Origin of the sequence: Streptomyces sp. NBC_00090 (genome assembly GCF_045160815.1) — a bacterium.
Classification (GTDB): Bacteria; Actinomycetota; Actinomycetes; order Streptomycetales; family Streptomycetaceae; genus Streptomyces.
This window is the reverse complement of record NZ_CP108224.1, coordinates 2319917-2332994: the sequence shown is the minus strand read 5'-3', so window position 1 is coordinate 2332994 and position 13078 is coordinate 2319917. Positions and strand designations below refer to the sequence as shown.

General features: G+C 73.2%; 8 protein-coding genes. 4 read left to right on the top strand and 4 right to left on the bottom strand.

Annotated elements, in window-relative coordinates; all coding sequences use genetic code 11:
- Positions 1-34 precede the first annotated feature (34 nt).
- Positions 35-538 (bottom strand): PaaI family thioesterase, encoded by a 504-nt coding sequence (locus tag OG361_RS10290; protein WP_405853045.1) that lies wholly within the window; start codon positions 536-538, stop codon positions 35-37.
- A 68-nt stretch (positions 539-606) separates the two neighbouring features.
- Complete coding sequence (locus OG361_RS10285; protein ID WP_405853044.1) at positions 607-2889, bottom strand: FdhF/YdeP family oxidoreductase; 2283 nt, start codon at positions 2887-2889, stop codon at positions 607-609.
- 136 nt (positions 2890-3025) lie between these two features.
- Between OG361_RS10285 and polA the strand changes: the two genes are divergently transcribed.
- Positions 3026-5746 carry a DNA polymerase I gene (gene polA, locus OG361_RS10280; protein WP_405853043.1) on the top strand — a complete coding sequence of 907 codons (2721 nt, stop codon included), beginning with the start codon at positions 3026-3028 and terminating at the stop codon, positions 5744-5746.
- 281 nt (positions 5747-6027) lie between these two features.
- Here polA and OG361_RS10275 read toward each other — a convergent pair whose 3' ends face one another.
- The gene (locus OG361_RS10275) at positions 6028-6987 is read right to left on the bottom strand and encodes a DUF4184 family protein (RefSeq protein WP_405853042.1); all 960 of its coding nucleotides are present in this window, start codon (positions 6985-6987) and stop codon (positions 6028-6030) included.
- Between the two features lie 274 nt (positions 6988-7261).
- On the opposite strand from OG361_RS10275, the gene OG361_RS10270 reads away from it, so the two are divergent.
- The 3 genes from OG361_RS10270 to OG361_RS10260 all read left to right on the top strand — a co-directional run bounded on the left by OG361_RS10270 (position 7262) and on the right by OG361_RS10260 (position 10418).
- Positions 7262-9097: a lytic transglycosylase domain-containing protein gene (locus OG361_RS10270; protein ID WP_405853041.1), complete on the top strand. Its 1836-nt coding sequence runs from the start codon at positions 7262-7264 to the stop codon at positions 9095-9097.
- A gap of 192 nt (positions 9098-9289) precedes the next feature.
- Entirely contained in the window at positions 9290-9430 is a 141-nt protein-coding gene (locus tag OG361_RS10265; protein WP_107105423.1) for an SPW_0924 family protein, read from the top strand.
- Between the two features lie 10 nt (positions 9431-9440).
- A complete protein-coding gene (locus OG361_RS10260; protein ID WP_405853040.1) occupies positions 9441-10418 on the top strand; it encodes a DUF3068 domain-containing protein in 978 nt (325 codons plus the stop codon).
- Here OG361_RS10260 and hrpB read toward each other — a convergent pair.
- Positions 10402-12993 carry an ATP-dependent helicase HrpB gene (hrpB, locus tag OG361_RS10255; RefSeq protein ID WP_405853039.1) on the bottom strand — a complete coding sequence of 864 codons (2592 nt, stop codon included), beginning with the start codon at positions 12991-12993 and terminating at the stop codon, positions 10402-10404. The genes OG361_RS10260 and hrpB overlap by 17 nt on opposite strands.
- Between the last annotated feature and the right edge of the window lie 85 nt (positions 12994-13078).

Here is a 13078-nt window from a genome sequence, read left to right as displayed (position 1 = left end):
CCGTAGGTGCCGCCCCCTCGTGATCCGTGGCCGGTCAGGCGCTCGCGGTCGCCCCCGCGTCCGGGAGGTTCCCCGCGTCCTTGGCCGTGACCTCGCGCAGCAGGCAGGTCAGCCGCGCCGAGCAGACCCGCCTGTCCTCCTCGTCGGTGATCACGATCTCGTACGTGGCGGTGGACCGCCCGCGGTGCACCGGGGTCGCCACGCCGGTCACCAGACCGCTGCGCACCCCGCGGTGATGGGTGCAGTTCAGGTCGACGCCGACCGCGATCCTGGAGACCCCGCCGTGCAGCATCGAGCCGATGGAGCCCAGCGTCTCGGCGAGCACCGCCGAGGCGCCGCCGTGCAGCAGGCCGTAGGGCTGCGTGTTGCCCTCCACCGGCATCGTGCCGACGACCCGCTCGGCCGAGGCCTCCAGGATCTGCACGCCCATCCGGTTGCCGAGGTGCCCGGCCGAGAAGAGCGCGGGCAGATCGACACCGAGCGATGCGTACTCGTCGATGACCTCCTGCGGGAACTTCACGTGCTGCTGTTCACCCATGGCCCGGCTCCGTTCGTCTTCGTACGGCTGCTGATCGCGTACTCGCTTGATCGTGCCTGAGCAAACGCTTAGGCGGAGTGCGATTGTTCCAGACGAACGATCACGGACTTGCTCGCGGGGGTGTTGCTGACGTCCGCGGTGGACTCCAGCGGCACGAGGACGTTCGTCTCCGGGTAGTAGGCCGCCGCGCAGCCCCGGGACGTCGGATAGTGCACCACCCGGAAGCCCTCCGCCCGCCGCTCGCTCCCGTCCGTCCACTCGCTCACCAGATCCGTGTACGCCCCGTCGGCGAGGCCGAACGCCGCCGCGTCCTCGGGATGCACCAGGACGACCCGGCGGCCGCCCTTGATGCCCCGGTAGCGGTCGTCCAGGCCGTAGATCGTGGTGTTGTACTGGTCGTGCGAGCGCAGCGTCTGGAGCAGCAGCCGGCCCTCCGGCACCTTCGGGTACTCGACGGGCGCGGCCGTGAAGTTGGCCTTGCCGGTCGTCGTGGGGAAGCGGCGCTCGTCACGCGGGCCGTGCGGCAGCGCGAAGCCGCCCGCGTTCGCCGCGAGACGGGCGTTGAAGTCCTCGAAACCGGGCACCACGCGCGCGATGCGGTCCCGGATCGTGGCGTAGTCGGCCTCGAACTCCTCCCAGGGCGTGGCCGATCCGGCCCCGAGGACGGCCCGCGCCAGCCGCGCCACGATCGCCGGCTCGGACAGCAGGTGCGGGCTCGCCGGCGGCAGATTGCCGCGCGAGGCGTGCACCAGGCTCATCGAGTCCTCGACCGTCACGATCTGCCGACCGCTCTTCTGCACGTCCTTGTCGGTGCGCCCGAGCGTGGGCAGGATCAGCGCGCGCGTGCCCGTGACCGCGTGCGAGCGGTTCAGCTTCGTCGAGACGTGGACGGTCAGGCGCGCGTTCCGCATCGCCGCCTCCGTCACGTCCGTGTCGGGCGTCGCCCCCACGAAGTTCCCGCCCATCGCGAAGAAGACCTTCGCCTCGCCGTCGCGCAGCGCCTGGATCGAGCGGACCACGTCGTAGCCGTGGTGGCGCGGCGAGACGATCCCGAACTCCTTGTCCAGGGCGTCGAGGAAGGCGGGCGCGGGGCGCTCGAAGATCCCCATCGTCCGGTCGCCCTGCACGTTCGAATGGCCGCGCACCGGGCACACGCCCGCGCCCGGCCGCCCGATGTTGCCGCGCAGCAGAAGGAAGTTGACCACCTCGCGGATGGTCGGCACGGAGTGCTTGTGCTGGGTGAGGCCCATCGCCCAGCAGACGATCGTCCGCTCCGAGGCGAGCACCATCTCCAGGGCCCGCTCGATCTCGGAGCGGTCGAGCCCGGTCGCGGCGAGCGTCTCGTCCCAGTCGGCCGCCCGCGCCGCCGCGGTGAACTCCTCGTACCCGTGGGTGTGCTCCCGTACGAACTCCTCGTCGACCGCCCCGGGTGTCTCCAGGACCAGCTTGTTGAGGAGCCGGAAGAGGGCCTGGTCGCCGCCTATCCGGATCTGCAGGAACAGGTCGGTGAGCGCCGCGCCCTTGAGCATGCCCTGCGGGGTCTGCGGGTTCTTGAACCGCTCCAGACCCGCCTCCGGCAGCGGGTTCACCGAGATGATCCGGGCGCCCGCGGCCTTCGCCTTCTCCAGGGCCGAGAGCATCCGGGGATGGTTCGTGCCCGGGTTCTGCCCCGCCACGACGATCAGGTCCGCCCGGTGCAGGTCCTCCAGGGAGACGCTGCCCTTGCCTATGCCGATGGTCTCCGTCAGCGCGGACCCCGAGGACTCGTGGCACATGTTCGAGCAGTCCGGCAGATTGTTCGTGCCGAACTCGCGGGCGAAGAGCTGGAGCAGGAACGCGGCCTCGTTGCTGGTCCGCCCCGAGGTGTAGAAGAGTGCCTCGTCGGGGGAGGCCAGGGCCCGGAGCTCCTCGGCGATGATCGCGAAGGCCCGCTCCCAGGTCACCGGCTCGTACCGCTCCCCGCCCTCCGGCAGCAGCATGGGCTGGGTGATGCGGCCCTGCTGGCCCAGCCAGTACCCGCTGCGGGTCGCCAGGTCCGCCACCGGGTGCGCGGCGAAGAACCCGGGGGTCACCCGGCGCAGCGTCGCCTCCTCGGCGACCGCCTTCGCCCCGTTCTCGCAGAACTCGGCGACGTGCCGCTTGTCCTCCTCCGGCCACGCGCAGCCCGGACAGTCGAAGCCGTCCTTCTGGTTGACCTTGAGCAGGGTGCGCGCGGTGCGCCGCAGCCCCATCTGCTCCTGCGCGATCCGCAGGGTGTGCCCGATGGCGGGCAGGCCTGCTGCGGCGTGCTGCGGCGGCGTGACCTGCGGTGCGTCCTGTACCGGGTCACCGGCCGGGGGCTTGCTGACCATCGCGCTCTCCCTTGAGCGGTAATCCTGCGGCGTACGTCTCCGATCCTGTCACGCGCCACCGACGGAGGGGCGGGCCGGGCAGGGCGACGGAGCAGGTGCGACCGGGAATGTCAGTGGGCCGTGGGAGGATCGTTCCGTGGCCGAGACAGCATCGAAGAAGACCGAGAAGACCGAAGCGGACCGCCCGCGACTCCTCCTCATGGACGGGCACTCCCTGGCGTACCGCGCGTTCTTCGCGCTGCCCGCGGAGAACTTCACCACCGCGACGGGGCAGCCGACGAACGCGATCTATGGTTTCGCGTCGATGCTGGCGAACACCCTCCGCGACGAGGCGCCCACGCACTTCGCGGTCGCGTTCGACGTGTCCCGCAAGACCTGGCGGTCCGACGAGTTCCCCGAGTACAAGGCGAACCGCTCGAAGACCCCCGACGAGTTCAAGGGGCAGGTCGAGCTGATCGGCGAGCTCCTCGACGCGATGCACGCGCCGCGCTTCGCGGTCGACGGCTTCGAGGCCGACGACGTCATCGCGACCCTCGCCACGCAGGCCGAGGCCGAGGGCTTCGAGGTCCTGATCGTCACCGGTGACCGGGACTCGTTCCAGCTGGTCACCGAGCACACCACCGTGCTCTACCCGACCAAGGGCGTCTCCGAGCTGACCCGCTTCACCCCGGAGAAGGTCCAGGAGAAGTACGGCCTGACCCCCTCGCAGTACCCCGACTTCGCCGCCCTGCGCGGCGACCCGTCCGACAACCTCCCGGGCATCCCCGGCGTCGGCGAGAAGACCGCCGCCAAGTGGATCAACCAGTTCGGCTCCTTCGCCGAGCTGGTCGAGCGCGCCGAGGAGGTCAAGGGCAAGGCCGGGCAGAACTTCCGCGACCACCTGGAGTCGGTCAAGCTCAACCGCCGCCTGACCGAGATGGTCCGGGACGTCGAGCTGCCGAAGACCGTGGTGGACCTCGCCCGCGAGCCGTACGACCGCGGGGCCGTCGCGCTGGTCCTCGACACCCTGGAGATCCGCAACCCCTCGCTGCGCGAGCGGCTCCTCGCCGTCGACCCCGGCGCCGCGGAGGACGTCGCCCCCGCCCCCGCCGCGGGCGTCGAGCTCGACACCACCGTCCTCGGCGCCGGCGAGCTCGCCCCCTGGCTCGCCGAGCACGGCGGCGAGCCCCTCGGCATCGCCACCGTCGACAGCTGGGCCCTCGGCACGGGGAACGTGAGCGAGATCGCCCTCGCCGCCGCCGGAGGGGCCGCCGCCTGGTTCGACCCCAGCGCCCTCGACGAGGCCGACGAGCAGGCCTGGGCGGCGTGGATCGCCGACCCGGCCCGCCCCAAGGTCATGCACAACGCCAAGGGCGCCATGCGGGTCTTCCCCGAGCACGGCTGGAGCATCGCGGGCGTCACCATGGACACCGCCCTCGCCGCCTATCTGGTCAAGCCCGGCCGGCGCTCCTTCGCGCTCGACGCGCTCTCCGTCGAGTACCTCGGGCGCGAGCTCGCCCCGGCGGCCGCCGCCGACGGACAGCTCGCCTTCGGCGCCGACGACACCGCCGAGGCCGAGGCCCTCATGAGCCAGGCCCGGGCGGTCCTCGACCTCGCCGGCGCCTTCGACGAGCGGCTCGGCGAGGTCGGGGCCCGCGAGCTCCTCCACGACGTCGAGCTGCCCACCTCCGCCCTCCTCGCCCGTCTGGAGCGGCACGGCATCGCTGCCGACCGGGACCATCTGGAGGCCATGGAGCAGCAGTTCGCCGCCGCCGTGCAGCAGGCCGTGAAGGAGGCGCACGCCTCCGTCGGCCACGAGTTCAACCTCGGCTCGCCCAAGCAGCTCCAGGAGGTCTTCTTCGGCGAGCTCAACCTGCCGAAGACCAAGAAGACCAAGACCGGGTACACGACGGACGCCGACGCGCTCGCCTGGCTGGCCGGCCAGACCGAGCACGAGCTGCCCGTGATCATGCTCCGCCACCGCGAGCAGGCCCGGCTGCGCTCCACCGTCGAGGGCCTGATCAAGACGGTCGCCGCCGACGGCCGGATCCACACCACCTTCAGCCAGACGGTCGCCGCCACCGGGCGCCTCTCGTCCACCGACCCGAACCTGCAGAACGTGCCGGTGCGCACGGACGAGGGCCGGGCCATCCGGCACGGCTTCGTCGTCGGCGAGGGCTACGAGGCCCTCATGACCGCCGACTACAGCCAGATCGAGCTGCGGGTCATGGCCCACCTCTCCGAGGACGAGGGGCTCATCGAGGCCTTCACCTCCGGCGAGGACCTGCACACCACGGTCGCCTCCCAGGTCTTCGGCGTCGAGCGGTCCGCCGTCGACGCCGAGATGCGCCGCAAGATCAAGGCCATGTCGTACGGCCTGGCCTACGGCCTCTCCGCCTTCGGCCTCTCGCAGCAGCTGAACATCGACCCGGGCGAGGCCCGCGGCCTGATGGACACCTACTTCGAGCGCTTCGGCGGGGTCCGGGACTATCTGCGCCGGGTCGTCGACGAGGCCCGCGCCACCGGATACACCGAGACCATGCTGGGCCGCCGCCGGTACCTGCCCGATCTCAACAGCGACAACCGGCAGCGCCGCGAGGCCGCCGAGCGGATGGCGCTCAACGCCCCGATCCAGGGCACGGCCGCCGACATCGTCAAGGTCGCCATGCTCAACGTCGACCGGGCGCTGACGGAGGCGGGCCTCGCCTCCCGGATGCTCCTCCAGGTCCACGACGAAATCGTGCTCGAACTCGCCCCCGGTGAGCGCGAGCGGGTCGAGGCCCTGCTCCGCGAGCAGATGTCCGCCGCGGCGGACCTGCGCGCCCCGCTCGACGTCTCCGTCGGGGTGGGCCCGGACTGGGACTCCGCCGCGCACTGACGCACAACGGCGGAGGGCGGCCCACCCTCCGCCGTCGCAGGCGTTCGTTCCACTGCGGCTCCCGCCCCGCCCACCCCCGTGTGGGCAAGCGTCCCGCAGGCTGGGGGTCCTCCTCTGGGGGAGGGTGGGCGCACGGGACGGCGCCCCTTGCCGGGCCCTCCTGAGCCACGACAACCCCACCATGCGGTACGGAGTGCGCACCCTGGAGGGGGTCGCCCTCGCCGTGCACCGCGAACTCGCGGGCGGCGCGGCGGCCCGTGGCTTCACCCCGGAGGGCAGGATCAGCGAGACCCCTGACGGGAGCGTTCCGCCCGACGGGCCGGACTCTCTCCCACTGGGCTCTCCCCCTCCGGGCTTTCTCCCTCCGGGGCCGGGAGGGGCGTGGCCCGGGCCGGCGTGGCCGGGGCCGACGTGGTCGGAGCCGCCGGAGTCGGCGGCGCTCCCCGCAGCCGCGCCACCGTCCCGTACAGCACGAGCCCGACGGCGAGCCCCGCGCCGGCCCCGAAGCAGGCCGTCGGAATGACGTCCAGGGGCGTCTCGATGCGGTCCCAGCCCCAGTACGCGGCCCAGCGCAGCACCCGGTGGGCGACACCGGCGAGGACGCAGCCACCGATCAGCCCGGCGGCGACGAGCCGCCCGCGCCGGCCGGGCACCGGCACCCGCGCCGGCAGTTCCCCGCCCGGCGCGGTGGAGCGCAGTGCCCGCGCGGTGAACCGGCAGAGGAGCCCCAGGGCCAGCGCGGAACCCCCGTACTGCGCGTAGAGGTAGACGGGGAACCCGGCCACGATCTCGCCGAGGAAGGGGATCACCCGGGTGCCCCAGCGGTCGATGTGGGTGAAGGAGTCCCACACCACGTGGGTCGTCGAACCGAGCACCGCGGAGAGGAAGAACCAGCCGGCGAGCGCCGCCGTGTGCCGGTCTCGCCAGGGACGGCCGCGCACGAGCCCGTACACCCGCCCGCGCCACCGGGCGGGCAGCAGCGCGACGAGCGGCTCGCGCACCACCAGCCACAGGGCCACGAGCGCCGCCGCGATCAGCACGTCGACGGTGACGAGCCCGACGGGGGAGTGGGTGACGTCGCCGAAGACCATCGCCCCGGGCACCGCCGTGGCCGCGAAGTAGGTCATGTCGGGTGCGAACGAGCCGGCGACGAGAGCGGAGGCGACCAGCGGTCCGCGTGCCGTCCCGTCACGGCGCAGCCCGGGCAGCACGGCAGCGGCATGGCTCAGCGTGAACGGCAAAGGGAGCTCCCCCTCGGTTTCGGCGGCGGTGGCGGCCGACGGTCGGGGACGGCCGCACTGCAAGAGGTGCCGGAGCCGCCGGCCGGTTCCCGTTCCGCTCCGGTCGAGGTGGGGAGGCCACCCGTCCGTCTCCGGTCGGCAGGAGGCCGAGAGGTGTCGAAACCGTGAAACACGGTCAGGCGCCAGTGCCCGGTGGTCGTGAGTTGGCATAGGGTCGCCAGAGGTCACGCGCGGGGAGCGTGCGACCGCAGTCGATGGGGAGGGGATCACAGGTATGTCAGCGCAATTGGGCCGTCGGCTGCGCAGGGGGGCCACCAGCGGTGCTGTGGTCGCCGCGGCGGTCGCGGCGCTCGCCGCTTCGCAGGCGCCGGACACGATCCCGCCGGCCGCGGACAACGCCGGCGGCGACCGGGCGATCGGCGCCGGGGACACCGCGACGCCGCCGAGTGACGGCTCGGCGACCGGTGATTCCCCGTACTACACCGACCTGCCGCCGCTGAACACCCCGAACAAGCCCGGGGCGCCCACCAATCTGCCGGTGGTCACCGGGCCCGCCGAGGCCGGTATACCCGCGTCCGTCCTCTCCGCCTACAAGCGGGCCGAGGCGTCGATCCGCTCGACCGACCCCGGCTGCAACCTGCCGTGGCAGCTGCTCGCCGGCATAGGCAAGGTCGAGTCCGGGCAGGCGCGCGGCGGCCGGGTCGACGCCAACGGCACCACCCTCTCGCCGATCCTCGGCCCCGTCCTCAACGGCGTCGGGTTCGCCAACATCTCGGACACCGACGACGGCGCCTACGACAGCGACGCCATCCACGACCGTGCCGTCGGTCCGATGCAGTTCATCCCGTCGACCTGGGCCACCTGGGGTCAGGACGCCAACGGCGACGGGAAGAAGGACCCGAACAACATCTACGACGCCGCGCAGGCCGCCGGTCTCTACCTCTGCGCCAACGAGCGGAACCTCGCCGTCAGGGCCGACCTCGACCGCGCGATCCTCAGCTACAACCGCTCGACGGAGTACCTGAACACGGTCCTGTCCTGGTTCGAGTACTACAAGCGCGGCAGCCACCAGATCCCGGACGGCACCGGAGTACTGCCGGTCGACCGCAGCGACAACCGCGGCCGGGGCAACCGCCCCACGCCCACCCCGCCGCTCTCGCCCCTCCCGACGACTCCCGCGCCGACGACCCCGGCGCCGCAGCCGGGCACGCCGAAGCCGAAGCCGTCCGAGCCGGGCGTGCCCCCCACGACCCCGCCGCCGACCGTTCCGCCGACGACGCCGCCCACCACCCCGCCGACCACTCCGCCGACGACGCCGCCCACCGTCCCGCCGGCCGTCAAGGTCTCGCGGCTCTCGACCGTCGCCACCGGGCCGCTGACGGCCACCACCGGGAACGCCTTCGCCAAGGCCCCCACGGTCGCGGCGCTCGACTCCTCGGGCGCGCCGGTCAAGGGCGTGAGCATCCGCTTCGAGATCGGCGGAACCACCGGCACCCGCTTCGCCGACGGTACGACGACGGCCACCGTCACCACCGGTTCGACCGGCCTGGCGGCCTCTCCCGCGCTCCGGGCGGGCGACAAGACCGGGACGTTCACGGTCAGGGCCACCGTCGTGGGCGTCACCCTGCCCGCCGCCGAGTTCACCGCGACGGTCACCGCCCGCGAGGCGGACACCCTCGCCCGGGTCGACGGCGAGGCCCTGACCGCCACCACCGGCGGCGGCTTCGCCCAGCGGCTGGAGGTGAAGGCCACCGACAAGGGCGTGCTCGCCCCCGGTGTCCTCGTCACCGCCATGGTCGTCACCTCCAAGACGGAGCCCGAGGAGAGCACCGAGGGCCCGTACTTCAAGGGAGAGGCCGGCACGACGGCCCGGACCCTGGTCCTCGAGACCGACGCCAGCGGTCTGGTCACCCTCGACCCCGACTCGCTCCTCGCGGGTGACAAGGCGGGCACGTACTACCTCCAGCTGACCGCGCCCGGCGGCGGCACCACCTTCGTCGAGCTCACGGTCACGGCGCCCACGCCCACCCCGGAGCCGTCGACCCCCGAGCCGACCCCCTCCGGGACCGACTCGCCCGAGACCACGGCCTCGCCCTCGCCCTCGGCCTGAGCGACATCAGGGCCGAAGGCTCGACCGCGGTCCGCTCCGCGTCACGTACGCCCCGCGCCGCCCCGCCGTCCGCACCGGACGGCGGGGCGGCGTTCGGCGTTACCCGGGTGCAACGTGTTCTCATCTCGCGGTCGCGTTGCTACGGTGCCACCGCCCTGACGCCCTATCAGATCGAGCACCGGGAGGCCGACCATGCGCGCCCTCGTCGCCGTCGCCATCGGACTCGCCCCAGTCCTCCTCTTCGTCCTTCTCGTCTCCCTGGTCGATCTGCCGCCCGACGGGCCCACCTCGCCCAAGCCGCTGCTGACCGCCGATCCCGGCCCGAAGAAGTAGGGGGGCGACCGTGCGCCGCCGAGCCAGCCTCGTCCTGCTCGCCCTCGCCGTCTGCTGCGCCGCGATGGCCCCGATCCTGCGCTGGTACGCCTTCCCCCGCCTGGCGAAGATCCCGCCCAACCAGTACCAGGAGACCGTCCTGGAGGCCCGGCCCGCCACCCTCCTCAACTACTCCACCCTCAAGGCCGAGAAGGTCGAGAAACTCACGATCATCCAGACCCTCAAAGGCAACGTGGAGGAGTCGAAGCGGATCGAGCGCGACGCCGGGCGCGACGTCGTCGTCTGGGACGCCCTCGCCTACGTCACGGGCCCCGACGGCAAGATGGTCTCCAAGGTGCCCGAGCGGTACATCTTCGACGCCCACACCCAGGACCCCGTCCACGCCACCGGCGAGATGGTCGACGGCGACCCGGTGCGGCGCGAGGGCATCGAGTTCAAATGGCCCTTCCTCACCGAGAAGCGGGACTACCAGTACTTCGACGCCCAGACCCGCACCTCGGCCCCCATCCACTACAAGGGCACCCAGACCTTCCGAGGCCTGGAGGTCTACTACTTCGAGCAGACCATCCCCTGGACCCAGGTCCCCATGCCCAAGACCATGCCGGTCAAGGGCATCACCCCGCAGATCCTCGCGGACTCGGGCCTCACCCGCTGGTACACCACCAAGCGCATGTTCTGGGTCGAGCCGGTCACCGGAGCCCCCGTCAACGGCGAGGAGATCCACCGGGAGGAGCTCCGCAACGCCAAGGCGCTCATGGGCCAGGACTCCGTCACCGTCTTCGAGGGGCACGTGAAGATGCGGGGCGACTACGTCGACAGCATCGTCGAGATGGTCGGCTCGAACCGTCTGATGGTCATGATGCTCGTCTCCTACATGCCCTGGAGCCTCACCGTCCTCGCCCTGACCCTCCTCTCCCTCGCCCTCTGGCTGGAGTCCCGCTCCCGCCGCCGGGCTGCCCCACCCGAGCCCGTCACCGCTCCCGTCTGAGCCGCGCGCTGGTGTGCCGGGTGGGCTCCGCCACGGAAGGGTCCTCCGGCCACGGATGCTTCGGGTACCTCCCACGCAGCTCCGCCCGCACCGCGCGGTAGCCCTCCCGCCAGAACGACGCCAGGTCGGCGGTGACGGCCGCCGGCCGACCGGCGGGGGAGAGGAGGTGCACCAGCACCGGCACCCCCGCCACCCGCGGAGTCTCCGCCAGGCCGAACATCTCCTGGAGCTTCACCGCGAGCACCGGCCGCTCACCGCCGTACTCGACCCGGATCCGCGAACCGCTCGGCACCTCGATCCGCTCCGGGGCGAGCTCGTCCAGCCGGCCCGCCTCGCCCGTCGCCCAGGGCAGCAGCCGCCGCAGGGCCGCCCCGGCGTCGATCCGCCCCAGATCTGCCCGGCGCGAGGCACGGGACAGCTCCGGCTCCAGCCATTCCCCGGCCCGGTCGACCAGCGCCCCGTCCGCCACGTCCGGCCAGGGATCCCCCAGCTCCGCGTACAGGAAGGCGAGCCGCTCGCGCAGCTCCGAGGCCTCCCGGCTCCACCGCAACAGCCCGGGCCCCTCGCGCCGCAGGCCGTCGAGCAGCGCCTCCCGCACGAGAGCCCGATCCGCCCCGGACCCGAGCGGCCGGACGGTCAGCTCGACCGCGCCCAGCCGGTCCACCGAACGCGCGACCACGTCCCCGTCCTCCCAGCGGACCTCCTCGCCCGTGGCCCGCAGATGGCCGGCGGCCCGCCGCGCGATGTCCTCGTCCACCACGGCCGCGAGCCGCACCCGCGCCGTCGCGTCCCGCGCCGTACGGTCCGCCACCGCCACGGCCAGCCACGCGGTGGAACGCAGCCCCGAGCCCTCGGCGAGCCGTGCCCCGCTCCCCGACACCATCAGGAACCCGCCCTGCTCCCGGGCCCTCGCCACCCGCTCCGGGAAGGCCAGCGCGGTCACCAAACCGGCCACCGCGTCCTCACCCCCGGCCACGGCCCCCTGCCCGGTGTCCTTCCCCTGCCCTCGCCCCGCCCCCGCCTTCTCTCCCGCCGTCCTTCCGGCCGTCTCTCCGGCCGAGCGCTCCAGCCGCCGGGCCTCCGCCTTCCACCGCGCCGCGTAGCCGTCCCCGCCCCGACGGGCCGACCGCCAGGCCGCCGCCAGGTCGTCCCCGTACTCCCGGGGCGGCTCCTCGCTGAGCAGCGCCACCACCTCCGCCGCCCGCCGGACGCCGACCTCGGCTCCACCGTCCAGGAGCGCCCGGCCCAGCCGGGGATGGAGCCCCAGCCGGGACAGCCGCCCGCCGCGCTCGGTGGCCCGGCCCTCCTCGTCCACGGCGCCGACCGCGGTCAGCACGGACCGGGCCGCCGCCATCGCCCCGGCGGGCGGAGCGTCGAGCAGCGCGAGCCCCTCCGCCGTCGGGTCGCCCCAGCACGCGACCCGCAGGGCGAAGTCCGCGAGATCGGCGATCCTGATCTCGGGGGAGGGGAACCGCACCCGGGTCCCGTCCTCGGCCTCCGCCCAGCACCGGTAGACCACGCCGAAGCCCTCGCGCATCGAGCGTCCGGACCGCTGGGTGGCCGCCGCGATCGACACCGGCACGGTCGCCAGCGACCCCAGCCCCCGCGCGTGATCCATCCGCGGCTCCCGCGCGAGCCCCGAGTCCACGACGATCCGGACCCCCGGCACCGTCAGGCTCGACTCCGCAACCGAGGTCGACAGCACCACCCGGCGCCGCCCGCCCGGCTCGGTACCCCGCAGCACCGCGTCCTGCACCGCCGCCGGCGCCCGACCGTGCAACTGGAGCACCTCCGCGTCCACGCCCGCGAGCAGCCCGGCCGTCCGGGCGATCTCCCCCGTACCCGGAAGGAAACAGAGGACGTCGCCCTCGTGCCGCTCCATCGCCAGCCGGACCGTCGCCGCCACATGACGCAGCAGTGCCGGATCGACCCAGGTGCCGTGCGCGGGACGGATCCCGGCCGGCGGCGCGGCGAACCGGACCGCGTACCCGTGCCCCTCTCCCTCGCTCCGCACGATCGGAGCGGGTCCGCTGCCGTCCACGACCGTGAGCAGCCGCGCCCACGCCTCCGCGTCGCTCGTCGCCGAGGCGGCGATCAGCTTCAGCTCAGGCCGCAGCGCCGCCCGCACGTCCACCAGGAAGGCCAGGGCGGTATCCGCGTCCAGATGACGCTCGTGACATTCGTCGAGCAGCACCACGTCCACGCCCGCCAGCTCCGGATCGCGCTGGAGCCGCTGGAGCAGGACGCCGGTCGTCACCACCTCGACCCGGGTCGAGGGGCCGACCCGCCGCTCCCCGCGCACCGAGAAGCCGACCGCCCCGCCGACCTCCTCGCCGAGCAGCCACGCCATCCGCCGGGCGGCCGCCCGCACGGCCATCCGGCGAGGCTCGGCCACCAGCACCCGGCGCTTCGGCCCGTCCCCTATATGTCCCGCGAGCGCGAGCGGCACCAGCGTCGTCTTGCCGGTGCCGGGCGGCGCGTGCAGCACCGCCGTGCCGCGCTCCGCGAGCGCGGTCAGCAGCTCGGGGACGGCATGGCGGACGGGAAGCAGGTCGAGTGCGTCGTATCGGATCACGCACTCAGTTTCGTACGAGGGGAGAAGTGGTGAGGGCGGCTGTCCACAGCCCCCACCTTCTTGTACGACTAATCCCCCCGTCCTC